This is a genomic window from Anaplasma centrale str. Israel (genome assembly GCF_000024505.1).
In the GTDB taxonomy this organism is placed as follows: domain Bacteria; phylum Pseudomonadota; class Alphaproteobacteria; order Rickettsiales; family Anaplasmataceae; genus Anaplasma; species Anaplasma centrale.
In genome coordinates this window covers 972,189-998,394 of sequence record NC_013532.1, presented here as the reverse complement: position 1 = coordinate 998,394, position 26,206 = coordinate 972,189, and the positions used below count along the sequence as shown (strand labels likewise).

The 26,206-nt window shown below is 50.0% G+C and carries 20 protein-coding genes, 4 tRNA genes and 1 pseudogene; 17 read left to right on the top strand and 8 right to left on the bottom strand.

Going from position 1 to position 26,206, the window contains the following annotated elements:
* Positions 1-6: 6 nt before the first annotated feature.
* The 3 genes from ACIS_RS04140 to iscX form a co-directional block, all read right to left on the bottom strand.
* Positions 7-672, bottom strand: coding sequence for an HdaA/DnaA family protein (locus ACIS_RS04140; RefSeq protein ID WP_012880929.1), 666 nt, complete (start codon positions 670-672; stop codon positions 7-9).
* Positions 673-1,803 carry an AI-2E family transporter gene (locus ACIS_RS04135; protein WP_012880928.1) on the bottom strand — a complete coding sequence of 377 codons (1,131 nt, stop codon included), beginning with the start codon at positions 1,801-1,803 and terminating at the stop codon, positions 673-675.
* A gap of 501 nt (positions 1,804-2,304) precedes the next feature.
* Complete coding sequence (iscX, locus tag ACIS_RS04130; RefSeq protein WP_035017825.1) at positions 2,305-2,502, bottom strand: Fe-S cluster assembly protein IscX; 198 nt, start codon at positions 2,500-2,502, stop codon at positions 2,305-2,307.
* A 326-nt stretch (positions 2,503-2,828) separates the two neighbouring features.
* Here iscX and rpsD point away from each other — a divergent pair, with 326 nt between their 5' ends.
* Together rpsD and ACIS_RS04120 are read left to right on the top strand one after the other, a co-directional pair.
* Positions 2,829-3,443: a 30S ribosomal protein S4 gene (gene rpsD / locus ACIS_RS04125; RefSeq protein WP_148207737.1), complete on the top strand. Its 615-nt coding sequence runs from the start codon at positions 2,829-2,831 to the stop codon at positions 3,441-3,443.
* A 14-nt stretch (positions 3,444-3,457) separates the two neighbouring features.
* A tRNA-Leu gene (locus ACIS_RS04120) sits at positions 3,458-3,543 on the top strand.
* A 328-nt stretch (positions 3,544-3,871) separates the two neighbouring features.
* On the opposite strand, the gene ACIS_RS04115 is transcribed toward ACIS_RS04120, so the two are convergent.
* The 4 genes from ACIS_RS04115 to ACIS_RS04100 form a co-directional block, all read right to left on the bottom strand.
* Positions 3,872-5,020 carry a PAS-domain containing protein gene (locus ACIS_RS04115; protein ID WP_012880925.1) on the bottom strand — a complete coding sequence of 383 codons (1,149 nt, stop codon included), beginning with the start codon at positions 5,018-5,020 and terminating at the stop codon, positions 3,872-3,874.
* Positions 5,021-5,079: 59 nt separating this feature from the next.
* Positions 5,080-5,853: a GNAT family N-acetyltransferase gene (locus tag ACIS_RS04110; protein WP_041651267.1), complete on the bottom strand. Its 774-nt coding sequence runs from the start codon at positions 5,851-5,853 to the stop codon at positions 5,080-5,082.
* A 38-nt stretch (positions 5,854-5,891) separates the two neighbouring features.
* On the bottom strand, positions 5,892-6,344 hold the full coding sequence (locus ACIS_RS04105; RefSeq protein WP_238523266.1) for a phosphatidylglycerophosphatase A family protein: 453 nt from the start codon (positions 6,342-6,344) through the stop codon (positions 5,892-5,894).
* Positions 6,345-6,488: 144 nt separating this feature from the next.
* Positions 6,489-6,668, bottom strand: a complete 180-nt coding sequence (locus tag ACIS_RS04100; protein WP_148207720.1) for a type IV secretion system protein VirB7 — start codon at positions 6,666-6,668, stop codon at positions 6,489-6,491.
* A gap of 213 nt (positions 6,669-6,881) precedes the next feature.
* Between ACIS_RS04100 and ACIS_RS04095 the strand changes: the two genes are divergently transcribed.
* The 11 genes and pseudogenes from ACIS_RS04095 to thiE all read left to right on the top strand — a co-directional run bounded on the left by ACIS_RS04095 (position 6,882) and on the right by thiE (position 17,759).
* Positions 6,882-6,953 (top strand) — tRNA-Lys (locus tag ACIS_RS04095).
* A 135-nt stretch (positions 6,954-7,088) separates the two neighbouring features.
* Positions 7,089-7,174, top strand: a tRNA-Leu gene (locus ACIS_RS04090).
* 32 nt (positions 7,175-7,206) lie between these two features.
* Positions 7,207-8,532 (top strand): trigger factor, encoded by a 1,326-nt coding sequence (gene tig / locus ACIS_RS04085; protein WP_012880921.1) that lies wholly within the window; start codon positions 7,207-7,209, stop codon positions 8,530-8,532.
* A 55-nt stretch (positions 8,533-8,587) separates the two neighbouring features.
* A complete protein-coding gene (gene clpP / locus ACIS_RS04080) occupies positions 8,588-9,184 on the top strand; it encodes an ATP-dependent Clp endopeptidase proteolytic subunit ClpP (protein WP_010267227.1) in 597 nt (198 codons plus the stop codon).
* A 9-nt stretch (positions 9,185-9,193) separates the two neighbouring features.
* The gene (gene clpX / locus ACIS_RS04075) at positions 9,194-10,411 is read left to right on the top strand and encodes an ATP-dependent Clp protease ATP-binding subunit ClpX (protein WP_010267228.1); all 1,218 of its coding nucleotides are present in this window, start codon (positions 9,194-9,196) and stop codon (positions 10,409-10,411) included.
* Positions 10,412-10,429: 18 nt separating this feature from the next.
* Entirely contained in the window at positions 10,430-12,856 is a 2,427-nt protein-coding gene (gene lon / locus ACIS_RS04070) for an endopeptidase La (RefSeq protein ID WP_012880919.1), read from the top strand.
* 357 nt (positions 12,857-13,213) lie between these two features.
* A tRNA-Ile gene (locus ACIS_RS04065) sits at positions 13,214-13,286 on the top strand.
* Positions 13,287-13,382: 96 nt separating this feature from the next.
* Positions 13,383-14,289 (top strand): annotated as a pseudogene (fmt, locus tag ACIS_RS04060) (methionyl-tRNA formyltransferase).
* 173 nt (positions 14,290-14,462) lie between these two features.
* Positions 14,463-15,281 (top strand): oxygen-dependent tRNA uridine(34) hydroxylase TrhO, encoded by an 819-nt coding sequence (trhO, locus tag ACIS_RS04055; RefSeq protein ID WP_012880917.1) that lies wholly within the window; start codon positions 14,463-14,465, stop codon positions 15,279-15,281.
* A 203-nt stretch (positions 15,282-15,484) separates the two neighbouring features.
* Entirely contained in the window at positions 15,485-16,324 is an 840-nt protein-coding gene (locus ACIS_RS04050) for a pyruvate, water dikinase regulatory protein (protein ID WP_012880916.1), read from the top strand.
* Between the two features lie 421 nt (positions 16,325-16,745).
* Positions 16,746-17,759, top strand: a complete 1,014-nt coding sequence (gene thiE, locus ACIS_RS04045) for a thiamine phosphate synthase (RefSeq protein WP_238523265.1) — start codon at positions 16,746-16,748, stop codon at positions 17,757-17,759.
* Between the two features lie 115 nt (positions 17,760-17,874).
* Here thiE and ACIS_RS04040 read toward each other — a convergent pair whose 3' ends face one another.
* Positions 17,875-19,131, bottom strand: coding sequence for an HlyC/CorC family transporter (locus ACIS_RS04040; protein WP_012880914.1), 1,257 nt, complete (start codon positions 19,129-19,131; stop codon positions 17,875-17,877).
* Positions 19,132-19,327: 196 nt separating this feature from the next.
* Here ACIS_RS04040 and ACIS_RS04035 point away from each other — a divergent pair, with 196 nt between their 5' ends.
* The 4 genes from ACIS_RS04035 to ACIS_RS05600 all read left to right on the top strand — a co-directional run bounded on the left by ACIS_RS04035 (position 19,328) and on the right by ACIS_RS05600 (position 25,917).
* A complete protein-coding gene (locus tag ACIS_RS04035) occupies positions 19,328-19,606 on the top strand; it encodes a YggT family protein (protein ID WP_041651259.1) in 279 nt (92 codons plus the stop codon).
* Between the two features lie 7 nt (positions 19,607-19,613).
* On the top strand, positions 19,614-21,863 hold the full coding sequence (locus ACIS_RS04030) for an FtsK/SpoIIIE family DNA translocase (protein WP_041651256.1): 2,250 nt from the start codon (positions 19,614-19,616) through the stop codon (positions 21,861-21,863).
* Positions 21,864-21,924: 61 nt separating this feature from the next.
* Positions 21,925-22,032: a zinc finger domain-containing protein gene (locus tag ACIS_RS05655; RefSeq protein WP_081440544.1), complete on the top strand. Its 108-nt coding sequence runs from the start codon at positions 21,925-21,927 to the stop codon at positions 22,030-22,032.
* 1,410 nt (positions 22,033-23,442) lie between these two features.
* Complete coding sequence (locus tag ACIS_RS05600; protein ID WP_458692653.1) at positions 23,443-25,917, top strand: hypothetical protein; 2,475 nt, start codon at positions 23,443-23,445, stop codon at positions 25,915-25,917.
* Positions 25,918-26,206: the final 289 nt, after the last annotated feature.

Genomic DNA, 26,206 nt, shown 5'->3' with positions numbered 1-26,206 from the left:
TTCCCTTTATACAGGACTGCTCCTCCTAATTACCGACCTCACAAATGGGATGGTAACACCCCTAGCATTGGTTGGCAATTCAGTATCTATAAGGTTTACCACATCGCTAAGTTTTTTGAATGACCGCTCAACGTTGTTGAGTATGTAGTTTACAGTACGAATGTCTATGTGCATCTGCCGGTCGGTGAATAATTTGACCAGCATTATCCGCAATAATTCCTCGTCCGGATCGGCAAGGCTTGCACTCATGGCGGATACTATCCGAGACTCCAAGTCTTTCAGTTGGTAATTTAGCATATGTGGTGGCAGTGAGGATGTCATCAAAAGGGGCTTTCCAGCTTCGCGCGCGAAGTTGTAACAATGTAGCACCCACGATTCATCGCTTAAGTTGTCGATATCCTCAATGATAACAGCACTGCTCTCCCTTATGGCACCTATGGCCTCACCTATCACCTGGTCGTAGCATATGAAGTTTGCCTTTCTAAGCTTTTTCCACATGTGCGCGAGGTGAGTTTTTCCCGAACCCGATTTTCCGTAAAGCACGAAACAACCCCAATCATCACTGTTCATCAACAAGTTGTAGGTGTGCCTATTGTGGTCCAGGAGTATATAGTCAGAGCATTGATAGGAGTGTACTTCCTGTGTATCAAACAGCTTTAGTTGCCTGTACATTCACTTACCAAGGTAGAAATCGCTGCGTTTGTACTTCTCCACAGCAAACTGTGCCAGAACACTCACAATTGCGGTTACCGGAATAGAGACTAATGCCCCCAAAAGACCAGCATGCGCGCTGAATACTACCATCCCAATCACCACCCACCCGGGATTCAGATCCAATTTTTTGCTAAGCAGGACCGGAGTGATTATGTTCGATTCTACTACGTTCCCAACCACAAATACCAATATCACCGCCGCGGTTCCCGCCCAACTAAAACCCTGAAGTAGAGCAAGACAGGCGCCGAATGCTGCGCACAGAACCGGCCCCACATATGGGATGAAAGTCATAATGCCGGATATGACGCCAAGTACCAAAGAGTATTCTAGCCCTACTACCGCAAAACATATGCAGTAGTATATTAGCATAATCAGGCACACGGTAGTCTGGCCCCTTATGTATGCGGATACTATGCTGTCAATCCTCGACATGCAATGGGAAAAGCCTTCTAGATAATGCCTGGGGACCATGAGAAGGGCGTTTTTTACCACGATTGGCCAACTTCCCAAAATGTAGAATAACAGCAGAAGGGTGATGAAGACCCTTGCGGCGATTGTTCCAATCCCAACCCCGGACTGTACCACCCTAACGGCTACCTTTATGAAATTTTTGTATAGGCTGTCAAACAGCTTTATAAACTCCACATGCTCGCTGCTGAACAAATTGTTAGGAGACAATGCCGCAGGATTCATCGTACCTATGACGCCATCGTAACGCAGCATATCATAAGCCTGCAGGGCGGTTTTTATGCTCTCAACACCCGCAAAAGGCAGCTTGTCGACCAGTAATTTTGCCATCGCTAGTGTTTGAGAATACGCCACCGGCACCAGAAGCACCAGAAGAGTTGCAAACACAGCAACCGAGGAGAATATTATTGCGAAAGACGAAACAGGCCTGGGGAGACCTATGGACTCCAGCCTATTTACCAGGGGGTTCAGTAAATACGCCAGCACGGCCGCAACACAACACAACGGCAACACAGGCCGCATGACAAACACGAGGACAGCAGCGCAACCCGCCCCTAACAGGCAGTTTAAGTACTTCACCCCTTCACCCTTAGCAACTTTGTGGGACAGTACGGGCAGCAACCCGCGGGTATTGTATAGTATTCACGGTTTCGGTTCAATATTTATAAGCGCGCCATATGCACCGACCCAGGTTAGGTATGCCGGAACAACGCATGCCGCTACCAAGCATGTTTCTGCCGGTTATGGAGCCAAAGCTGTGCGGTGCGCGATTTGTGAGAAGACACGCAACGGCCGGCCTTTGCGTACCAGCGAGCTTTCACATTTGCCGTAAACCGAATACGCGTGACAAACAGCACCCCACCGATTTGCCAACCCTCGCTCTTCTTTTTTATTGTTGGCCGGGTGTTAATTCCAAGGGCTGGTCCGCACGGTTCCTCCGCGCGCTCCCGCCACGGGGTTGTGGGCGAGGAACAATCGCTTATTTGCAAGTTCTGCCCACGTAGCTGGCCCCGATTTCAAAACTGGTACCGCGACCCGCATCCTGCAAATGTTCTTAATGGGGGCGACGGCACGACTGACGAATATGCCCTATGATTGGAACGGGCAGGGGAGCTCTGAGCATCACTCATCCCTTTCCGCGCTCCAAGCCATTTGTATTGCTTCTAAGATTTTTTCGTTGCACCCGTCGGTGTTATCGTCAAATTCTGGCAGGCCAACTACCATGGACTTTAATTCGGTAAATCTGAGGGCGAAAATGTCCTGGTTTGGGTAGGCATCTTCCAGCGAGCAAGCTATATCTTCCACATCGACCCACTTCACGGATTGTACTCCCACAAAACGTACGTTGTGAGATGTTATCGTAACTGGTATTGCAGTCAAAGACAAACTATCCATTATGGTAATTTGGCTCCGTCAGTGTGGTTGGAAAGCCCACCAACCAAACATGCTCCAGCCCCGTACACGCGCGGCGGCGCTATATCAGTACAAACGCCACGACGGCCTTTTAGGTGGCCTAAGATTGGATACGAAATTGGTTGACACACTTGCTTAAAATGATCATACTTCCTCCCCGTATGGCGTTAGTTCGCCTCGTGGGGCTGTGGGTGAATGCCGGCGCTCCCTTCGGTTGTTTTTGTGTGGGTTGTATAGTGGCAGTTGTAGAGAGAAAGTACAGGGCAAGTCGTAGATTGGGGGTGAACCTTTGGGGGAGGTCTAAAGATCCCTTTAATACGAGGAATTATCCCCCTGGCCAGCATGGGAGCATGGGGTATAAGAAGCTCTCTAGTTTCGGTAAACAGTTCGCAGCGCACCAGAAGTTTAAGTGTTACTACGCAATGTCGAGCAGACAGCTGAGAAATACGTTCCTCAGGGCCTACAACAGGAAGGGTGATACTGGTGATAACTTGGTTGGGGCGTTGGAATCCAGGCTTGCTGTGGTTGTGTACAGCGCGGGTTTTGTACCTACCATATTTTCTGCCAGGCAGTTAGTTTCCCACAAGCACGTTACTGTAAATGGAAAAGTGGTGAATATACCCAGCTTTTCAGTCAAACCCGGTGATGTTGTGCAGATAAGAGAGCGGGCGTCTGAACTTCCCATGGTGCTTGCTGCCATACAGTCCCAAGAAAGGCGTGTTCCAGATCATCTGGAAGTTGACACGGAGCAGCGCTCTGCCCGTTATCTCAGGGTACCCAAATATTGTGAGGTTCCTTATCCTGCTAATATGGAAGTGAATTTGGTTGTTGAGTTCTATTCCGGATAATGGCCGTTCCCTTTGTCCATGTGGCGGAATGGTAGACGCTGCGGACTTAAAATCCGCTGACCTTGCGGTCGTGGGAGTTCAAGTCTCCCCATGGGCACCACGCGTTTAACCTGTGCCGCGGAGCTCGCCGCAATGTGAGTCGTCATTGAGTAAGCTTGTGTCCCTCGCTTCGGGGGTGGGCCGCTGGTTTGTGGGGTGCCTAGGTCTTTTTCTGCTGTCGATTAGAGTATATTTTTCTCCTAATTGTTTGCGGTTTTTGACTCGAAAGCTTCAAATCCGTCAGTACATCTGCCCCTCTGCTAGAGCGGGGCGCGATGTCTTAGTTCGTAACACAGATTGGTTAACCGATTAGTCTGGGCCTTTCGCAGGCCATAAGGATTCCGGCAACGGGAAACCGAGGTGCGCACAACCCGCCCCAAAATGGGATGCTAATCCTTTACGCGACTGTAAAGAAACAAAAGCTCCTGTTTATGATTGGGAACCACAGATACTTCCAGCACTGTACCATCCTGCAGCACCAAAGTATCGTGGTACGGCTCTGTCAGCTTACCGAAGAGCTCGTACTGCTGCTTTTTTAGTAGCTCAAAAGACCCGTCATCCACAAATCCCTTTTCGTGCATCATTTGTATCACCTCTGAGTAGGTCGCACCGCTCCTCATCCATGACTGGTCTAGTTGCCAGAACTTGCTGAAATGGCTGTTAAAGAACAACAATCTCCCGTCACTACCATATAGTGCCGCAGCACACGGCAAGCTACCAAGAATGCTCTTCTGTGCTTTCGAATGGCCTTTTATTTCTTGTGTGAGCTGCCAACTTTGTGTAATGTCCTGCCCATACCCGACAGAGCCCCCATCCGCAGTTTTCATTTCTGTCAGCAAATAAAGCCTTCTCTCGTTGTCGACGATCATGAACGCTTTCTCCTGAAATTCAGTCTCGCTACCCGCAACCCTGGAACTAAGCTGCCTGACCAGTGTATCGCCCTGATTGTTTTGCATCAGCTTTAGGTAGAAAGGATTATGCATCTCCACTTCGGCGCTCTTATTGCGCTTCCAAACCGGGTAAGGTAGCGCGTCGATTATGCTGCTACAGTTATTAAGCTCCCGCGCCAACTTCGTGTTTTTGTGGTTAAGGCTTGCAACGAGCGACCTCCCCCCAGTCACATTCTGAATCCACAGCAGCACGCCAACTACCCTGTCCTGGTCATCAACTATGCTTTGGCCATAACACGAACAGTAAATCTCCGCGTCCTTCCCTTTCAGATCCATGGTGAAGGACTTGTTGATCCTACGGGCTTCAGCGAAGTTTTTCCTCAGCTGATCAGATTCTTCAAAAAAGTTTGCTAGTTCGTTGAAAGAGCAGAATACGCTGTTCAGCAGCATCTGCAGATTGGGGGAGAAGCGTTCCACGCGCTTTTTCTCGTCCCAAAGGTAAAACCCGTCTCCCAAGGAAAGTAGTAGACTGGTCAGCAAGTTGTTATTGTGGCGAAAATCGCTTATGCTTAAACTGGTATAAAAACAAAAAACCACCAGAATCGCCAGGACGAAGACCAAGACATAGGCGGCAGCATACGTAAACATCAACCAACTTTCTCTTATACTCCTCCACCCAGCACTAGCCTACCTTTCACAGCAGTGCCTTATGCCATAAGGGAGGCATATAGCGACAAATTTCCAGTCATCCTGAACCCCAACCTGCTATACACGCCCACGGACTGCTCAACGCACTGAGCCACGGCGTACCTGCACCTGTGCAGCTCCCTGGCCATCTCTAGTCTCTGCAGCACCATGTCACTAGCTATGCCCATATTCCTATACTCCGGTAGCACCCCGTCGCTATATAGGCCCACTACCTGATTACGGACGTACATTCCACACAGCCCCACCGTAGCACCGTGTAGCTTGGCAAGGAAGAACCTGAGGTCCGGAGGCTGATGCTTAACCATCCCCTTCAACAGTATTGCCAGATCGTTCACATTGCAATAGAAAATTTTCGATGCCATACAATCGAGTTCAGCCAATGCAGAGTCCGTGTTCACGGCTTCTAGTACAAGACTTAAGCCATGGTTCTTGATATAGGCGTGCATTGGTATCTTCATGAATGCCTTCTTCACCACATTTGGCGCGGCAAATCCTAATTTGTCCACCGCCCTACCAAGCCCCTTTGTGTGGGAGTCCACAACCCATGTTGTGTCGATTTTTTCTTTTTCAAGATAATCCAGGGCGTTTTTTGCAGATTGCTCACACTCCTCGTATGTGCCATCTGTGGGGAATACGTAATTGAACAGGGAATCAGGGCGACTGTTTATTGTGAGTATCAAGTTGCCTATTGTGCGGACTGTCCCCCCTGACATGTTAACTGCGTATAGCATGTACTCCCTGAGGTTGTCTGTGGCTAAAGAAGAAAAATGCATGTTTTGAGTTCTGCCCCCTTCCCTGAATAGCAACCTAGCTACATGACACTTGCACTTACCACCGCGAGGCACGCAACAGATGCGAATACAGCAGCGGCTACGTCATCCAGCATAACACCCATAGCCCCCCCTACTCGAGCGTCTACTATGCATATCGGCCACGGCTTTGCGATGTCAAAAATTCTAAAGCACACAAACCCGGAACACAGAAAAACTACCCTATGTAGTGAATCGTTGGGTAAGTGTATGAATGGCGCACCGTGCCGTGCCAGTACACAGGGTATCGTGAATACGAGTGTCTGTCCGCAGACCTCATCAACGACGACCTCGGCCGGATCGTGCTTTTCTGGATTATCCTTAAGGTAGCGGGCTACAGCCCATAAGCCCAGGACGAACACCGCGACCACCAGGAAAGCGCCGCCATCTGCGCTGGAAGCCACCACGGGGAAGAACAGAAGCGCCGCGGCACTCCCCACGGTACCAGGGGCCACGGGTGACCTACCGCACATACACCATGTGGAAACCACCCGCGCACACGCAGATAACAACTGGGGAGGACTACTCGCCATGCCCGGATGCCAAACACCCGGGCTCCAAACAGACACGAAGCGCTGGCGACCAACGGCCGAGAGGCGTCACCCAAGCCACCACTGATTCACCGGATGACGCTCACACGTTTGTTGGCCATTACCAGCCCTGACGCATGGGCTCTTAATCTTACGCTCTTCCTTGGAAAACAGTATGCACCCCTGCAGCCCGAATGCAGCGACAAGAAGCAAGAGCACCACCCTAGAAAATCTCATAAAAACCACCACAAAAACCCACCAAGGGCGAGGGGCCATGCACACTAGGCCGCGCGCCACACAAGCCACAAATAAACGGTCCGCATTATAAACCAATGAACCTTGCCGTCAAGTCTGCAGTGACGCGATCTTGCTATTGACATGCCGTGAGTATGGTAGTATCAAGGACCGCTGGGGCGGTGTGGTGCGAGGATGTCCGTGGTGGCTTGCGTTCCTCTGCTTTAGGGTTCCGTAGCTCAGCGGTAGAGCACCTGACTCTTAATCAGTGTGTCGCGTGTTCGAATCACGCCGGAACCACTCAGCGCTTTTGCTGGAGCATCCCGTGTAGGAGTTTTTTAAGGGATGGTGCTGGGGCTTGGTAACTGGGTTGTCGCTGCAGTCATGCATTTGGTGAGGTTGGCCCGAATGCGGTGGTGAGCCCGGTCTGCTCGTGCGGATATGGCGGAATTGGTAGACGCGCTAGGTTTAGGTCCTAGTGGGCCAGGCCTGTGGGGGTTCGAGTCCCTCTATCCGCACCATGTGGCTCCCTTGGTTGTGGTGGAGTGTTTTTATGCAGCGGTTCTACGTTGTAAAAGAGGTTTTGAATGATGGGCTGAAGCGCGGGTACGAATTCACCGTCGAAAATGGGTACCTGGAGCAGAAAGTGGATGATAGGCTGCGTGAGATTGCAGCGAATGTCAGGATGGATGGTTTCAGAAAAGGGAAGGTTTCCTTAGATCTTGTGCGGCGCAGTTGCGGTGAGGACGTCGTCAAGGAGGTGCTTTCTGGGGTGATTGACGATGCTTCGTCGCAGTTCATGAAGGAAGGTGGATTTGGGGATGTTATCACCTCGGAGGTTAGGGTTACTTCTCACCCTAAGGTGTGCTCTACAGAAGGAAAAGGCGGGGATCTGGTATACGAACTGCAGTTCGAGTTGATGCCGGAGGTTCCGTCCGTCAATCCAGAAGACATTGCACTCAAGGAAATGGAGGCAGAGGTCGGGCAGGAGGACGTTGATAAGTTTATTGGCGAACTCAAAGCTCGGTACCCTAGTTTTGTCGTGTCAGATAGCCCAAAACGGCGCGCAGCCGCTGGAGACAAGGTTGTAATCGACTATAACAGTTCGTTCAAGGGCAAGGCACTGAGGGGCGGAAGCGCGAAGGGCTTTGTGGCAGTGCTCGGCGGAGGCCATCTGCCCAAAGAGTTCGAAGACAAAATAACCGGGATGAAGGTTGGGGACGTCAAGGAGTTCAAGCTTGGGTTTCCGAGCGACTATAGAGTGAGGCTCTTTGCCGGCAAAGAAGTTGAGATGTCAGTGAAACTTGTGAGCATCATGGTCCCCAAGGATATTGGCGATCATGAAGAGCTGGCGAAGAGCTGCGGATTTGGTTGCGCCGAAGACATGATCAACTTTGCTACTGAAAGCCTAAAGGGCCGTTTTGCCTTTATGAGCGATGCCCTAATGCGTAAGGAGTTGTTTGACCATATGGAAACAATCTACCAAGGCCAAGTTCCGGAATCTGTGGTGTCTCAAGAGTCCGCAAGAATTAGGCGTGAACTTGCCCAGAGCGAGCTTGAAGCCATGGGGGAAGATGGCATCTTGAAAGAAGCTGAGCGGCGCGTGAGGCTGGGTATGCTGTTGATGAAGGTTTCTCAAGATAACAACATCGCCGTGGAGGCACGTGACATTTCGGCGTTTGTTCAGTCTAACTATCTGAACTATGGGGCAAGTTTGGAGAGTGTGCTCAAGCTTTTGAGGTCTAATCAGGGAGTTAGAGATCACATAAGGGGGAAAGTGCTTGAGGACAAGGTGGTCAGATATATGGTTGCCAAGGCCAAGAAAGAAAGGCAGAATGTGCCCGCCGGAGATCTAAAGTCGCTTTTCGAGAGTATCTAGAGTTTTGCTGGGAGCTGTTGGTCCTGGTGCTTTGTGGGAGTTTGAGAGGGAAATTATGAACTTAGTACCGATGGTGGTTGAGCAGACCAGCAGGGGAGAGCGCGCGTATGATATATACTCCAGGTTGTTGAAGGAGAGGATAATATTCATAACCGGCACCGTGGAAGACAATATGGCCAGCCTCATTGTAGCGCAGCTCGTGTTTCTCGAGGCTGAAAATCCCGAGAAGGACATATCTCTATACATAAACTCTCCCGGGGGAGTGGTCACCGCGGGCCTGTCTATATACGACACCATGCAGTATATAAAGCCTAAGGTATCCACATTGTGCTTGGGCCAGGCGGCGTCTATGGGCGCGCTGCTGTTGGCAGGTGGGGAGCCTGGTATGCGATATGCACTTCCAAATTCTAGGATAATGGTGCACCAGCCTTCTGGTGGCTTCCGCGGCCAAGCTACTGACATAGAAATACATGCCAGGGAGATATTGGAGATCAAACGCAGGCTGAACGAGATATACGTCAAGCATACTGGAAAATCCCTTGAGGAAATAGAAAGCAGCATGGAGCGCGATAACTTCATGGTTGCGGAAAAGGCCAAAGATTTTGGTATAGTCGACAAGGTGATAGACAAGCGGGGAGGGGAGCAGATATAGGAAAGATGGATGTCAGAGGCTAGAAAAGGCGCCTATAGCTGCTCGTTTTGTGGAAAGCTTCACAGCGAGGTGAGGAAGCTCATAGCTGGGCCTAGAGTTTACATCTGTAACGAGTGTGTAGAGCTCTGCAGCGGGATATTGCAGGAAGAAGGCAGGCCCGCGAGGCAGGGTGGGTTTGACCTAAAGCCTCCGGAGATAAAGCAGGTGTTGGACGAGTACGTCATAGGGCAGGAGCACTCCAAGAAGGTGCTGTCGGTTGCCGTCTACAACCACTACAAGCGTCTGCGAAATTCTGGAGTCATCAGCGAGGTTGAGATATCAAAATCCAACGTGTTGCTGATAGGCCCAACTGGCTCAGGGAAGACCTTGCTCGCACGTACGCTGGCGAGAGTGTTGCAGGTCCCATTTGCCATGGCGGATGCCACAACGCTGACCGAGGCCGGGTACGTTGGTGAGGATGTAGAAAATATTCTGCTTAAGCTATTGCAAGCTGCCAACTTTAACGTGGAGGCGGCACAGCGGGGCATTATATACATTGACGAGGTCGATAAAATCTCACGGAAGTCGGAGAATGCCTCAATAACCCGCGATGTTTCTGGGGAAGGAGTCCAGCAGGCGTTGCTGAAAGTGATCGAGGGCACCGTCTCTTCCGTTCCACCTCAGGGCGGCAGAAAGCACCCCCACCAGGAGTTTATACAGATAAACACTGATAACATCCTGTTCATTTTCGGTGGAGCGTTTGACGGCCTTGAGAAAATTATTGAGGCGAGGAATCGCGGCAGCTGTATGGGCTTTGAAGCAAATGTTCAAAAGATCGCCGATAAACGCAAGGACATTTTGTGCTATACTGAACCTGAGGACCTCGTAAAGTTTGGATTGATACCAGAGTTTGTCGGGAGGATACCGGTTGTCACCTCCCTGGGCAGGCTGGACGAGGAAACCCTTTATCGCATATTAGTGGAACCAAAGAACTCTTTGGTTAAGCAGTATACTAAGCTATTTGAAATGGACAACCTTGAGCTGAAATTCGACAACGCAGCTCTCTTAGCTGTTGCAAAGAAGGCTGTTGCTCGGAATACTGGAGCCAGAGGATTACGGGCCATTATGGAATCTTTGTTACTCGACTTCATGTTTAACCCTTTAGGCTGCGAGGGCGGTAAGGTTGTTGTCGACGCTGCCATGGTTGAGGATGTTATGATGAGCAGAAACTGTTTTGAGAGTGGCTAGGTAAGGTGGGGGTTCTTTATGGAAGAGAGTAAGGTTTTGTCGCTGCCTGTTTTGATGCTGCGGGACACTGTAGTCTTCCCCAGGGTCGTCATGCCCCTTTCCGTAGGTCGGGGTAAATCTGTAAGTGCCTTGGAGCATGCTGCCAAGAATGATAGTTGCTGTAAAATTCTACTCCTAACGCAAGTGGATGGCTCCATAGACAACCCGAGTAATGATGATCTGTACAGGGTTGGCACAGTCGCAGATGTGGTGCAATTGCTAAGGCTTCCTGATGGAGTGTTGAAGGTTCTGATTAAGGGCGAAAACAGAGCCAAGGTTCTGAATTTCATCGATGGTGATGATTTTTTGAGCGCGGAGGTTGAGGTTGTTGAGGATGATGAGAGCATAACCATAGACAACAAGATAGAAGCGCTGAAGCGTTCTGTGCTGAAGGAGTTCGATATATGGCACAAGCTCAGCAAAAAAACCCAGTCTGAGGTTGTTGCCTCCGCATATGAAATAAAAAAACTAGGGCACCTGTCCGATATTGTTGCATCCCACCTCACCATCAGCGTTGAAGATAAGCAGAAGGTGATGGAGGAGTTTTGCGTCGTCAAGCGCCTAGATATGGTTTTTGGCCTCGTGAAGCTAGAGATTAGCGTGCTCAATGCCCAAAAGAAGATTGATGATAGGGTAAGGTCGCAAGTTGAATCTACCCACAAGGTGTATTACCTAAACGAACAGCTCAAGGCCATACAGCGCGAACTGGAAGAAAGCGACGGTGCTTGCTGTGATAGCGACTCCGCGAGTGAGTTTGAGAAGAAGATAAACACCGTGTCTCTTTCTGAAGAGGCCAGGGAACGCGCCTTAAGCGACCTTAAGCGCTATAAAAAGATGAACTTGATGTCGCCTGAGGCTAACATCATTTCCAGCTATCTCAAGTGGCTGCTAGATCTCCCCTGGGGCAAGTTTAAGAATACCAGGATAGACATGGAGAATTCACTGAAAATTCTCAATGGGAACCACTATGGCATGGACAAAGTAAAGGAGCGGGTTTTGGAGTTTTTGGCTGTCCTCAAAAGGGTGAAAAAGCCAAAAGGCCCGATTATATGCTTTGTTGGGCCTCCAGGTGTGGGGAAGACTTCACTTGCAAAATCTATAGCAGAAGCCACTGGACGCGAGTTTGTCCGCGTATCCCTAGGTGGTATCCATGATGAGTCCGAAATACGTGGGCACCGCAGGACGTACGTTGGGGCAATGCCTGGGAAGATCATCAAACAGTTAAAGCAAGCGAAAACATGCAACCCTTTGTTTTTGCTAGATGAGATTGACAAGGTAGGATCTGATTATAGGGGTGATCCAACCGCCGCGCTGCTTGAAGTGCTCGATCCGGACCACAATAAGCACTTTGTGGATAACTATCTGGAGGTCGAGTTTGACCTTTCTAATGTGATGTTCGTTGCAACTGCAAACAGCCTTAATATGCAAAAGCCGCTGCTGGATCGCATGGAGGCTATACAGCTATCTGGTTACACCGAGGAAGAGAAGCTGCATATAGCTAAGTCACACCTGATTCCCAGCCTGCGCAAGGAACACGGTTTGCGCGACAAGGAGTGGGAAATCTCCGATGGGGCGATTTATGATCTCATGAGGTTCTACACCAGAGAGAGCGGAGTCAGGAACCTGAAGCGGGAGCTGGCTTCTCTTATGAGGAAGGGAATAAAGGAGATTTTAACTGATAAAACTAAGACCGTAACCAGCCTGTCTATAACCTCTGACAACATCGGCAAGTATGCGGGAGTGCGTAAGTATGATTTCGGCATTATAGAGAAGGACAGCCTGGTTGGTGTGGTCACAGGCCTTGCATACACCGACACCGGTGGGGACCTGCTTACTATAGAGTCTGTAACCATGCCGGGTAAGGGGGGCGTGAAGTATACCGGAAAGCTTGGCGAGGTTATGCAGGAATCTGTAAAAGCGGCCTATAGCTACGTTCGATCCAGGTGCGTAGGGTTTGGTATAAAGTCTAGGGATTTTCAAGTCAATGACATACACATCCACGTTCCCGAGGGGGCTACCCCCAAAGATGGGCCATCTGCCGGCATTGCGATGTGCACTTCTATAGTCTCACTCATGACGGGTATCCCCGTGAAGAATACCGTAGCTATGACCGGCGAGGTTACACTGAGGGGTAGGGTGTTGCCCATAGGTGGCTTGAAGGAAAAGTTGCTGGCCGCGCTGCGTGGTGGGATTACAACTGCTATAATTCCTAGCCAGAATAAGAAAGACATTATCGAGCTTCCGGAAAGCGTCACTCGGTGCATGGAAATAGTGCTGGTCTCTAGCGTTGATGAGGTGATACAGGGCGCCCTCATGGGCAAGATTGTCCCGTTGAGCGAGGATGAGGTGTTTGTAGACAAGGTCCCCAGCGTTGATGAAGGGGGGGACTGCACCCTGTTCAACTAGGAGGCGGTTGTGACGCACACGGCCGCGTTGCCGTGCTGTTGGCGCTGGGTTGCGGTGTGCGCCACACGTTGCATATGTTTTTGTGGTGTTGGTGGGTGGTGCCCAGGCTCTCCACGCGCTTAGTGTGGGATAATTATGTGACGCGGAGTGTACACGGTTTCCGTGCGGATCTTTGTGTTGTGGGTCCGGGGATGCCGGAGCCTTGTTCGTGTAGGTTTACGGTGTTGGCTTTATAGCCTGTGCGCTCGGCTGGCGTGTGTGCATGTGGTTGAGGGTGCTTGACCGGTGGTTTTTGGTCCACTAGAACCGGAATACTCGTTGTAATTTGCGTGCGGTGTCGTACAATGGGCTAGTGATGGGGCTGTAGCTCAGGGGTTAGAGCAGCTCGCTCATAACGAGTTGGCCGCAGGTTCAAATCCTGCCAGCCCCACACTCTCATCAGGCTTGCCGGCTTCTGTTGCGTGTACGTCTCCTCTGGGAGCTATGGCCCAAGATTGCGTGTCCGGCCTTTAGTTGTGGAGGTGTTGTGAAAGTAATTTTCATGGGATCTTCAGAGTTCTCTGTGCCGACTCTCGAATTTCTAATAGGCTCTCAGCATGAGGTTTTAGCTGTTTATACCAAGGCCCCAAAACCTGCGGGCAGAGGGCATCTGTTGACGAAAACACCAGTGCATGCCTATGCAGATGCGCATAATGTTCCCGTTAGGTCACCAGCGTCGCTTAGTTCTGATAGCGAACGGGACATAATTGAAAAGTACATGCCTGACGCCATAATTGTGGCCTCCTACGGAATGATCTTGCCGCGGTGGATGCTTGAAGTTCCCCGCTTTGGGTGCATAAATGTCCATCCCTCCCTGCTGCCTAGGTGGAGAGGCGCAGCGCCGATGCAACACGCAATATTGTCCGGAGACGCGGTGACCGGGGTTACCATAATGCAGTTAAATGAGCGACTGGACGCCGGAAATATCTTTTTGCAGGAAAGCACGCCCATAGGTAGCCGGGAGAACATCGTCGCGCTGAGCGAGAGGCTATCAACCATGGGTGGTAGAATGCTCCTTAAAGTGTTAGATAATTTAGATACCATGAGGTCCGTAAGCCAGGATGATGCCGGGGCCACCTATGCCGCGAAACCCTCAGAGTTCTGTGTGAATTTCAACGATGCCGCGGATTATATATGTCGGCAGGTTAGGGCATTTTACCCGAGGATGTTTTTCTTTTTAGACGGTAAGCGAGTTAAACTTTTGGAAGCCGATAACTACGAGCTTGCCGGGGCGCAGATCGGTGATGTAGTAAATGACGAGCTACACATACAATGTGGGAACGGCACCGTCCTCGCGCCGAAGATTGTGCAACCAGAAATCAAAAAAGCCCTGCGACATACGCAGCTTCCTACGCGGGTTTCGAGGTTGTGTGTCCAATGTGTTGCAACGGTAATCAGTCTGTTCGCATCAGTAGTGTAACCATCACAAATGGTTATGCTGCGTGAAAAGCATGGCCTGGCACGTACCGATTCTTGATCAGTGTGGTATAAAGCTTGGAAGGGGCGGAATTGACAATTTTGCCTTTCTGCAATAGCATGGGCTATTGAACTAGTGTTATTCCGGGCTATGGGTTACGTTATTGCGGCCTTTTACCGCTTTGTCCACCTGCACAATTACTATGACATGAAGCCTGTGATTTTGGAGTTTTGCTTGTCACGCGGCATTAAAGGAACTGTGATTCTGGCCGAGCAGGGCATCAATGCGACTATAGCCGGAAGCCGCCAATCCATAGGGGAGTTTTTTTCTTTTTTAGACTCGGATGACCGGCTGCGTGGCATGAAATATCACGAGAGCCACTCCGATAGAGAGCCATTTGCCAAGATGAAAGTTCGGCTGAAGCGTGAGGTGGTGCGCCTGGGCATCGACGGGTTTGACTGCTCGCTTAGGGGAGAGTACATTGACCCCCGCGACTGGGACGAGTTTGTGTCTTCTCCTGATGTGCATGTGATTGACACGAGAAACGACTATGAAGTCAGGCTAGGTAGGTTCAAAGGCGCGATAGACCCCGGCACTTCTTCGTTTAGAGAGTTCCCTGAGTGGGCAAGGAACTGGGCGCTGGATAAGGAGAGGGATGCCTGCGTTGCCATGTACTGCACTGGGGGCATAAGGTGCGAGAAGTCTACTGCCTTTATGCGTAGTTTGGGCTTTCGGAACGTTTACCATCTCAGAGGTGGCATACTGAATTACCTGGAAACTATGCGCGGCGATGATAGCCTGTGGGAGGGAGAGTGCTTCGTTTTTGATGATAGAATAGCTGTCGATCGAAACGTGTCTCCCAGCGAGGATATAAAATGCATTAAGTGTGCGGGTGAGGTGGATGCCAGCGATCTCCGCTCTGTGTCCAAGGGGAACATCATGTGTTGGGACTGCAGGCTACAGGCATGAGGAGGTGCGCTACGCCTTCTCGTGTCGGTGGCCATACGGTGAGTTTTTCCACTAATCTTCAGTCCTTTCCCCGCGGTCTGTCTGCCTTCCGTCCCGGTTGGCTGCGTTAGGATTTTCTGCTGCCACGATGGGCCCTTTCCGCATCTGCTATTGCTGGCGGTCATGGTTTGTGTTACCCTGGCGCAGTGCTCTCTCACTCTGCTATGCGTAATAAGGCTGTTTTAGACTTGCATCTTGTCTCTGATTCCACGTGTGAGACCGTAATTGCTGTGGCAAGGTCTGCGGTGGAGCACTTTAAGTCTTTAGAGGTCAACGAGTTTGTATGGTCGCTGGTTGGCAGCAAGCGTCAGGTGGATAAGGTTATGCTGAACATCAACCCCGAAAGGCATAACCTCATAATGTACACCGTGGTTGATGATGACCTCAGGAAGTACTTGAAAGAAAAGGCGACGGCGCAGAGCGTCCGATGTATACCGGTTCTCGCGCACGTTATAAGGGAGATTTCCTGCTACCTCCAGGTGACAAAAGACCCTAACGCACATCCACACAAGCTCGGTGATGAGTATTTTAATCGCATTGATGCCATAAACTATACTATTTCCCACGATGATGGCCAGAATTTGTGGGATATAGACCAGGCCGATATCATCATAGTGGGCGTGTCGAGAACTTCCAAATCTCCCACCAGTATATACCTCGCATACCGCGGATACAGGGTTGTGAACATTCCTCTGGTGTGTTCCGTTCAGCTACCGGTAGACCCGGCCACAATTGCGGACAAGCTCGTTGTTGGGCTCACTATTGACGCTGATAGGTTGATACAGATTCGACGTAACAGGTTAATCTCGATGAAGCACCAGGAAAATTGTAACTACGTGAGTTACGAGCAGGTTGTGGAGGAGATTAGCGAGATGAAAAAAATATGCGCGAAAAACAGATGGCCCACAATAGACGTGACGCAAAAATCTGTTGAGGAGATTGCAGCCACGATCATACAATTTTTCAACAGGAAGAATAACCGAACTGGGGATGCCCTCTACTAACCACGATGCGTGCTTTTGCCTGCTGGGGTGGGGCTCATAACCTAGTGTGGCGGCGTGTGCTACGGAATACTGCGAACTTAGTAAGGCTTAATTGGTGTAAAATGCATCTGATGCGCGGAGACAATATGGCCAGCTATGCGGTTGCGGAGGGAAAATATGGGTGCTTTCGGCTCCGGGTGGCGTGTAAGTAATCTTGTATAACGACATTCTTCGGGGAATAATGGGCAAAACCTCAAGCGAACCTTTATCGGTGGAAATGCATCTGATGCGCGGAGACAATATGGCCAGCTGCGCGGTTGCGGAGGGAAAATATGAGTGCTTTTCGGCTCCGGGTGGTGTGCAGTAATCTTGTATAACGACATCCTTCGGGGAATAATGGGCAAAACCTCAAGCGAACCTTTATCGGTATGAAATGCATCTGATGCGCGGAGACAATATGGCCAGCTGTGCGGTTGCGGAAGCCGTGCGTGATGCCCATTTGCAGGGTGAAGGGGACGTTTACGCCGTCAATGCGGAATGCGCTGACGGCACCTATGCGGATTATTACTTTGATGGGAATGAGGAAATAAAACTCCTGTACAAATGCCCCGGGCCCACCGACTGTGATACCTTTGCCCGCTCCTACAGGCACGTGGCCGATCATGTGCTAAACACGACAAAGTGCAAGGATATGAAAGACGCGAGGCTTGATTGTATTGTGCTGGCCAGGATGCTAGCGAGCGCAGTCGTCTCTGGTGGCTCAGTTGCAGATTGGAATCCGTACAACATCAATGGTGAATACTTTCCTAGGATTGCAAGTGGGTTTGATTGTCGGGATACTATGTATGGCTTTGATAAGCTTGAAAACATAGGTTTGTATCTCATTGTGCCTGACGATACCTGGTTTGAGCGAGCAGTGCGTTGTGGCGTGAAAACCATCCAATTGAGAGCCAAGGAGGCGCCGATAGGCGAGGTTGATAGAATGGTCCGGCGCTGTGCGCAGCTGTCTAAAGACAAAGGGGTATGCTTGATTGTGAACGACCATTGGAATATCGCCATAGAACATGGGGCACATGGTGTACACCTGGGCCAGGAAGATGTGCAAACCGCAGACCTGGAAAGTATCCTAAAATCTAAAATGAAGCTGGGCTTGAGCACGCACTGCTATCATGAACTGGCACGCGCATGCTTTATTCGCCCTTCCTACGTCGCTCTTGGGCCGGTGTTTCATACTACCTCGAAGGATATGAGGTTTAAGCCTCAGGGGTTACAACTACTAAAGCAGTGGGTGCAGTGCGCTAAGCTTCCTGTGGTAGGCATTGGGGGGATAGATGCGTCTAATATAGGGTCCGTCGTCAACTGCGGTGTATCAGGTGTGGCCGTGATTTCAGCCGTCACCAGAGCTGAAGATCCAGAAGCTGCCATGCTGAACCTTCAGCGGGCCTTTGATGTATAGAGGTTTTTTGGGCACACGACGTATACCTAGGCCAGGAAGATGTGCAAACTGCAGATCTGGAAAGTATCCTAAAATCCAATGCTTGGGCAGTGGATGCAATGTTCAAAGCCTCCTGTTAGGTCTCCTCCGAACCATCACTCAGTATGCTTATGCCAATTAACGATATTATGTTCCCGTTTTTTTTCAGAATTTTGAATGAGAATCCGTGTAACTGAAAAACCTCGCCCTCTTCTGGTATTCGCTCTACTTCATGTAAGATAAGGCCGGCCAGCGTGGACGCCTCTTCCGGTAAACTCCAGCCCAATTCCCTATTGACGTCTCTAATCGGTGCCTCACCGCTGATGTAATACTCGCTATTGCTAATGGCCGTTATGAAACTCTCAGGTACAACATCGTGCTCGTCAGAGATATCTCCCACTATCTCCTCCAAAATATCTTCCAACGTTACCGCGCCTTGCAAGGTGCCATACTCATCGACAACTAGGGCCAAGTGTCTACGCTTTTTGCGAAAGTTATGCAGCTGGACGCTCAAGGGTGTTGTATCGGGTACAAACCAGGGCTTAGTCATTATCCTACAAATATCTTCCTTGGCTACGTTGCTGCTTTTCTCTCGCACCAAATCTGTTACGTCCCTAACGTGCACAACACCAACTATCGACTCTTCGCTCCGCTGCCACATCGGGATTCTGCTATGGCTGCTTTGTAGGATCTGCTTTACCAGAACATCTACGTCCTCGTCTATGTTTAGCGCGAACAAATTCTTCCTGTGCGTCATCACCTGAGATATTTCGGTTTCTGCGAGGTCTAATACACTGCTAAGCATATCTAGATCTCGCTTTAGCATGGTGCCCTTGCTTCCGTGCATTAATATCAGGCTGCGCATGGCTTCTGCCGCCGAAACTATCTCTTTTTGCTCTTGTATGCCAAGTATTCTCAACGTGTAGTTAACAATGTGCGTGATAAGCGAGCACAACGGCGAAAGAACGAACGAACAACACGCCACAAGCCTGGCGGAGCGTAGTGATATCCTTTCAGGATTGTGTATGGCATACGTTTTTGGAAGGACTTCCGCGAACAGTAGAATCAGAAGGGTAACCGTAACTGTGGAGACCACAATTCCCTCTGGGCCCAAAAAGCCCAGAAACATAGCAGTTGCAACTGAGGAGGAAGATATATTAACTATCGTGTTGCCAACAAGCATGGCGCTGATGACCATCTCTTTCCGCCTGCTGAGCGATTCCACAATTTTCGCCCTTCTGTCCCCGCCAAGGACCAATCTGTGTATGGAGGAGGCGCTCACGGAAGTCAGCGCGGTCTCCGCAGCCGAAAAAAAGGCGGAGGCCAACAGCAAAAAAGCGAAAATAAGAAACACTACAGGGAACAAAACCCACTCCGGGGTCGACTATACACAATAACCGTATATCCTTCAAGACGAATTTTTCTCTTTGATTTTCGTATGGCTTACCCAACCTGGGGAATGAGGCTATTTTTACGGTTTTTTATTGCTTATGATTCTTGTATAATGGCCAACTGTTGTTGGATTCATGATATAGTGGAGAGGTTCAGTGATGCACCCAGTGGCCTACCTTGTTGATACATTACTGAGCATATATAACATTGCGCTCATTACCTGGGTGTTGCTGGGGTGGCTGATTGCCATGGGTGTTGTTAACAGGTATAACGAGTTTGTATACCGGGTGTTTTCCGCGCTGTCTAGGGCACTTAACCCTGCTATCTCCGTGCTCCGTAGGTATGTACCTAGCGTTTCAGGTTTTGACTTCTCTCCTCTGATACTCCTGGTGGCCATAAGCTTTTTCAGATATGCCCTGCGCTACTATTTTGGATAGGTGGTACATGCTGAAGGATTGCATCGCGACTTGGTGCAGGTTCACTTTCCGTTTTTTGGTGGCTGTGTTTGTTACCTTGTCTGTGCTCACATACGATCCGTCTGATGCATCGCTGAACACGGCTGGTATGTTGAGTGATGTCACCATTCAGAATTTGATGGGTGTTCCAGGAGCATATGTGGGAGATTTAGCAGTCCAGCTGTTTGGGTTTTCTGGGGTTTTGTGTGGAGCACTTCCTCTTTTTAGGCTAAGGTGCGTACCTACCTTGGTTCGGAGGATGCACATACCGTGTGTCCTAATCGTTACTATTGGAGTTGGTGGCATATTGTCAAAGCTATCGCTCAGCGCGACAAGTAAGTTCTACCATGGCGGTTTTGTAGGTTCCAAACTAGCATCGCTTCCCATTTCCGCGCTGGTAGGTCTTGTTGTTATAGGCCTGATTGGCTCTGTCGGCTGGGGGCTGGTTGCTGCTCTGTGTGATCTCTTTGCAAGGTTTAAAGCGCGGGTGAGCGGACTTAACGTTGGTGGGCATGAGGAAGATTTATTTACAACAGAGGAAATGTCCCATTCGGCTGAATGCCCAACATTGCTGCCCACATTACTGTCGTTTGCGTCTATGGAGCCCACACCCATTCTGCGACAAATTCCGCGGGCTGCGGAGCAGCCACAGTCTTCTCCTCCACCACAACAGCCGCCGCGCAGTGCAAGTACTGCTACGTGGGTTGCCTCTCTCCCGAAACAGCCGAAGAAAAGGGTGGAAAGGAAAGAATCTGTGGAGTTTGTCCTGCCCCAAGTAAAATTGCTTGCGGAGCGTGCACCATCGGCTGAGGCTAATTGCGACAATATGCCCGACCACCGGGACGAAACCGATGCCCTGTATTCAGTGCTGAAGGATTTTGGTGTATATGGCAAGATAATCGACGTGCGCCACGGGCCGGTGGTGACTTTATATGAGTTTGAGCCCTCTGCTGGGACAAAATCATCTAGGGTGATAGGATTGTCAGACGATATTGCTCGGTCCATGAGTGCGCTGTCTACCAGGATTTCGGTGATTCCTGGGAGGAATGTTTTGGGTATAGAAATTCCCAATCAGCGCAGAGAAATCGTAATGCTGCGTGGCCTCATGGAAAGTAAGGAATATGCTGATCCTGACTTAAAACTTCCAATAATTCTTGGTAAGGGCATAGATGGGGAAGCGGTAGTTGCCGACTTGACAAAAATGCCACACCTTTTGATTGCTGGAACCACCGGTTCTGGTAAATCTGTGGGCATCAATACCATGATTTTATCACTATTGTACCGCCTCACTCCCGAGCAGTGCAGGATGATCATGATTGACCCAAAAGTGTTGGAGCTATCTATATATGATAACATTCCTCACCTACTTACTCCGGTGGTTACTGAGCCCAAAAAGGCGGTGGCCGTGTTGAAATGGGTGGTGTCGGAGATGGAAGAGCGCTATAGGCTCATGTCCGCGGTGGGTGTGCGGAATGTTACCGGCTATAACGCGAAGATCAAGGAGGCGATAAGCAGCGGGGCCGTGCTTGAAAGGGTATTGCAGACGGGCTTCGACGCAGATACGGGGGAACCGGTGTTTGAGAGGACGCCCATAGAGAAGGTCCAATTTCCCTACATAGTTGTTGTGGTGGATGAAATGGCCGATCTCATGATCGTGTCCGGTAAGGAGATTGAATCATCCATACAGAGATTATCTCAAATGGCCCGCGCTGCCGGAATACACATAATAATGGCTACGCAGAGACCTTCGGTTGATGTTATCACGGGCGTTATCAAGGCGAATTTCCCCACTAGAGTCAGCTTCTCTGTGACTTCCAAGATAGATAGCAGGACAATTCTTGGAGAGCAGGGTGCAGAGCAGCTACTCGGCATGGGTGACATGCTATATATGGTCTCCGGTGGGAGAATAAGACGGGTTCACGGTGCGTTTGTTAGCGACAATGAAGTGCAGGATGTTGTAAACCACTTGAAGATGCAGGGAAGGCCGGATTACGTAGATGGTATTGCCAGGGTTCTTGAGTGCGAAGAAAAAGATGGGGAGGACCTCCGCTGTTCTTCTGATGACAGCCTATACGAAAAGGCGGTGGCAATAGTTCTGCGGGATCGTAAAACGTCTATAAGCTACGTACAAAGACAGCTAAGAATAGGGTATAACAGGGCGGCAAACCTCGTCGAGCGCATGGAAAGGGAAGGGGTGATAACCTCAGGGCAGCTCGGCAAGCGGGAGATTGTGGAATGATCCGTGTTCGAGCGATGGTATCACAGCCGCTTGTGCCATAGGAGAATTCCAGAAACATTGTATGGTTTACCAAAGGGCAGGGAAGCCCTGTAGCATTTGTGGGGAGCGCATACTCTCAGAGAAGCTAAGCGGGAGGACTGCATTTTTTTGTGCATTGTGCCAGAAATAACCAAACTCTATCTGGGGTGCTAAGCCTCCCGAATGTCATGTAGTATTTATAAGGCTGAGCCGGGCAGTACTCTCCATAAGGTTTGTGCTACTTATCACATTTACCGAAGCCCAGTTATACAGGAGGCGTGCTGACCTCTGTGCCACCACTCAACCCATTACTGATCTGTATCCTCCCGCACACAGCCCTGTCCCCCATGGCTAGAGTGCCGTTGAGGGCGTGTTGAGTCTCCCAGAGTTGTTGTACCTGTGCTGGCGCATTCTCCATCCTGATCACAGTATGTACAGTTATTCAAACCATCGCTGATCTGTATTCTCTCACCACACAGCCCTGCCCTCCATGGCTAGAGTGCTGTTGAGGGTGTGTAGGGGTGCGAACCTCTTAGAGGGAGGTTTGTGCAGTTGAGGGTGTGTTGCACCTCCCCAGATTATCGCAGTATTCTCCATAGGGTTTGTGCTACCTCTCACATTTACTGAAGCTCAGTTATACAGGAGGTGTGCTGACCCCTGTACCACCACTCAAACCATTGCTGATCTGTATCTGCTAAGGCTCCTGTCACTGCTAAATGCTTCTCTTCTGTGATAGATAACTATATCTTCCCATCCCAACCACACAGCCCTGCCCCATGGCTAGAGTGCTGTTGAGGGTGTGTAGGGGTGCGAACCTCTTAGAGGGAGGTTTGTGCAGTTGAGAGTGTGTTGCACCTCCCGAAGGTCATGTAGTATTCATAAGGTTGAGCCAAGCCCGTATATTCTTTCTCCTGTCCCCCATGGCTAGAGTGCTATTGAGGATGTGTGCTGCCATCACATTTACTGAAGCCCAGTTATACAGGAGGTGTGCTGACCCCTGTACCACCACTCAAACCATCGCTTCTATCCTCCTCCCACCCCAACCACACAGCCCTAGCATTCCTCCCGTATGTGCTGATAGCATTCTCCATCCTGATCACAGTATGTACAGTTTTCAAACCATCGCTGATCCATATCCTCCCCACCTCCACACAGCCCTGCCCTCCATGGATGGTTGCAGCTGTTGAGGATGTGTTGAGTCTCCCAATACTATCGCAGTATTCTCCATAAGGTTGTGTGCTACCATCTCACATTTACTGAAGCCCAGTTATACAGGAGTTAGGCTGGCCTCTGCGCTACCACCCAGCACTAGCATTCATTCCTTATGCACTGATGGCATTCTCTACATTGGTCAATATCTGCACAATCATTCAAACCATCGCTGATCTATGTCCCAACCACACAGCCCTAGCATTCCTCCCATATGTGCTGATAGCATTCTTTGCATTAGTCTCAGTATGTACTGCTGTTCAAATTGGTGCTGATCTTTATTATCCCCCCACCTACACACAGCCCTGTCCTCCATGGCTAGAGTGCTGTTGAGGGTGTGTCTGGGGTGCTCATGAATATGGGTATGCTGCTGATGGTATGTAGTGCCATAGCAGCACTGTGTGTTGTGAGTCTTGCTTCAAATCCAGTAGGTATTGCAGCTGTAGCATTGGCTGGTGTGGTAGCTGCAGTATATTCAGTGGTAACAGGATTTTCTATAAGAGATTTAGTTAGATCTTGTAAGCAAGTTAAACAAGTAAAGGAAGAAGGATTAGTTACTGTTCAATCATTACAACCTGTTCTTACTCCTATAACTCCTAATATATCAGAGGTTGGTAAAAGGGTAGGTTATGGTATAACAGCTGCAGGTACTGCAGCTGCTGCTGGTGCAGGTGGTTATTTTGCAACGCAAGCTGCTGTAGGTGGTGGCGTATTGGCTGGAGCCTCAGCTTATGCAAGTACTGTTGCTGCCGCCATAAAGGCTGCTGTTGCCAATGTGGTTGGGACTGGTACTGCAGTGGGAAAGGCAGTTGGGACTGCCTGGGGTGTTGGTGCAGGTGTGGTTACCGCTAGTGCCACTGTAAAAACTGCTGGTACTGCTGTAGGTAATGCTGCGCTGATTGCCGGTAAAACCGCCGCTGAAGCTGCTGTGGATGCTGTTGCTAAGATTGGTGTGGGTGCTAGTGCTGCCACAGCTGGTGAGGCGGCCGCTAAGGCTTTTGGTGCTGCTACAGGTGCCGAGGCTGTTGCCAAGGCTGCTGGTGCCACTAGTTGGGTTGCTGTTGGTGGGAAGGTTGCTGTTGGTGCTGGGAGTGGTGCTGATGTTGCTAAGGCTGTTGCTTATGGTGTGTCTGGGGAGGTTGCTAAGGAGGTTGGTTTAGGTAATGGTGTTCAGGGTTTGGCTGCTTGGACTTCTGCTGGTGTTGCTAAGGTTGGTGCTGAGGCTGGTGGTATCACTGTTGAGGCAAGTGGCGTTTATGCTGGTGTTGGTAGTGTGAGTGCTAAGGGTGTTGTATATGCTGAAGGTACTGTTGCAGTGTCTGGGACTGTAAGCGCTAAAGCCAGTGTATTGGGAGGTTGTGGTATAACTGCTAAGGCTGGCTTTGGTGCTGGGACTGCAAGTGCGGCTGCTGAGGGTGAGGTTACGGGTGGTGGTACTTGGGCTGCAGCCGTTACTATAACTGCAGGTGCAGCAGCACTAGCATTCATTCCTTATGCACTGATGGCATTTTCTATATTGATCAATGTCTGTACAATCATTCAAACCATCGCTGATCTATATTCTGCTAAGGTTCCTGTCACTGATAAATGCTTCTCTTCTGTTATAGATAACTATAAGGATACTAAAGACTATAAAGGTGGTCCTGATCTCTTAAATCATGATGAGATAGAAGACTATAAGCAGGAGAAAAAAGCAGGCATGAGAATGCTAAAATGGCTTACTCCTCCTCTTGCTGCTAGTCCAAAGTATAGATTGCTCATGGCTCTGGCTTGTATTGCCATAACTATCTGTGTTGCACTCTTGCTGCCACTAACTGCATGGACCATTGCTGCCATTGCTCCTCCGCTAGTCTCTTGTTTATTCTATGGGTATGCTGCTTATGCGTGTAAACGTAGGGGACGGAAGTCAGTAATCCCTGATACCTCTCCTTGTATAGAAACTACTGCAGAACCTCTGGAGCAAAGTCCCCCTTCAACCCCTGAGCAGGAGGTATGTGCCGATCCTACAGTTACTGCATTGGTTCATAATACACAAGACTGGGAACCTGTTCCAACCTGCAGCAGTGTAGAGGTTGTTTCTGGTGATCTTCATTCCAAGGGTGTTGGAACTACGGAGGAGCAAGGGTTAAAGCAAAATACCGATCAGGGATGGGAACCTGTTGCCAAGACTGATGGTAGTTGTACTGCTAAGACTGCTCCAGAGAAGGTTGCCAAGGCTGCTAAGACCACAGAGAAGGTTGCTAAAGCTACTTTTGGGGGAACTGGTGTAGGGGCTGCTACCACATATTTACTGAAGCAGCAGTTATTTAGAATGGGCGGTGGCCAGGACTACACAAGTTTTGCATTTGGCTACAGGGCCTGTGCATGCGCTGCGGCCACGCTGGACACTGAACAGCTGCGCGCTAAAGTTGTGGTGCTGCCATCTGGAGTTTCGGAACGACTGCTGGGACCTGTGCTTTCTTCAACTTCCAAGATGTTTGTATTCGCGATCGCAGGTTGCGCCAATTTGGCCTCATTTCTTTCTGTGTATACCTTGGCAATTTCAAGGCAGAGGAAGACGCAAGCCAGGAAAGCCTGTACCCCCAAAAGGACTCTGTCTTGTATGTTAAAGAGCAGGTGCGTATTACCCCGGAGCAAGTATGCCTCATATACGTGGCACAAAAAGTGCGCAAACTCAAACAAGGCAATGGTCAAAAACAAACCGGACTGTATACGGTACCAGTTCTTTCTGTTTTGTGACATAGACAAGGCAGCATCGGAAGCGCAACTCCCGCCACTGCGGGCAGCATCCAACCGTTCCTTTTTATATGCCACGGAGACTTCGTAGACCCTCAAGAATGCTGATATAGCACCAATCGCAGGTGCCGCTATTGCCAGACACAAAGCTGCAAGCTGCATGTGCACATTTGCTGAAAGAGTCATCGCAATGGAGGCCATGGCTATAGTAATCCACATCAACCCGGATGAAATGGTCAAAGCCTCTCCAACGATTTGCACTGTCTGCTGGTGCGCAGTTGTTTCTCCCCTTTTGTGCGCCCGTCTTGCCTGCACGGCAGAGAGCACTGCGTTTATGATGAGGATAAAGGAAAGCACAGCGCACAGTGAATAGTATGCTA

What these genes read in the sequence shown, in the direction of transcription:
- ACIS_RS04140 (WP_012880929.1), bottom strand. Translation starts at nt 672, where the DNA reads ATGTACAGGCAACTAAAGCTGTTTGATACACAGGAAGTACACTCCTAT.
- ACIS_RS04115 (WP_012880925.1), bottom strand. Translation starts at nt 5,020, where the DNA reads ATGTTTACGTATGCTGCCGCCTATGTCTTGGTCTTCGTCCTGGCGATT.
- ACIS_RS04110 (WP_041651267.1), bottom strand. Translation starts at nt 5,853, where the DNA reads ATGCATTTTTCTTCTTTAGCCACAGACAACCTCAGGGAGTACATGCTA.
- tig (WP_012880921.1), top strand. Translation starts at nt 7,207, where the DNA reads ATGCAGCGGTTCTACGTTGTAAAAGAGGTTTTGAATGATGGGCTGAAG.
- clpP (WP_010267227.1), top strand. Translation starts at nt 8,588, where the DNA reads ATGAACTTAGTACCGATGGTGGTTGAGCAGACCAGCAGGGGAGAGCGC.
- clpX (WP_010267228.1), top strand. Translation starts at nt 9,194, where the DNA reads ATGTCAGAGGCTAGAAAAGGCGCCTATAGCTGCTCGTTTTGTGGAAAG.
- lon (WP_012880919.1), top strand. Translation starts at nt 10,430, where the DNA reads ATGGAAGAGAGTAAGGTTTTGTCGCTGCCTGTTTTGATGCTGCGGGAC.
- trhO (WP_012880917.1), top strand. Translation starts at nt 14,463, where the DNA reads ATGGGTTACGTTATTGCGGCCTTTTACCGCTTTGTCCACCTGCACAAT.
- ACIS_RS04050 (WP_012880916.1), top strand. Translation starts at nt 15,485, where the DNA reads ATGCGTAATAAGGCTGTTTTAGACTTGCATCTTGTCTCTGATTCCACG.
- thiE (WP_238523265.1), top strand. Translation starts at nt 16,746, where the DNA reads ATGCGCGGAGACAATATGGCCAGCTGTGCGGTTGCGGAAGCCGTGCGT.
- ACIS_RS04035 (WP_041651259.1), top strand. Translation starts at nt 19,328, where the DNA reads ATGCACCCAGTGGCCTACCTTGTTGATACATTACTGAGCATATATAAC.
- ACIS_RS04030 (WP_041651256.1), top strand. Translation starts at nt 19,614, where the DNA reads ATGCTGAAGGATTGCATCGCGACTTGGTGCAGGTTCACTTTCCGTTTT.
- ACIS_RS05655 (WP_081440544.1), top strand. Translation starts at nt 21,925, where the DNA reads ATGGTTTACCAAAGGGCAGGGAAGCCCTGTAGCATTTGTGGGGAGCGC.
- ACIS_RS05600 (WP_458692653.1), top strand. Translation starts at nt 23,443, where the DNA reads ATGAATATGGGTATGCTGCTGATGGTATGTAGTGCCATAGCAGCACTG.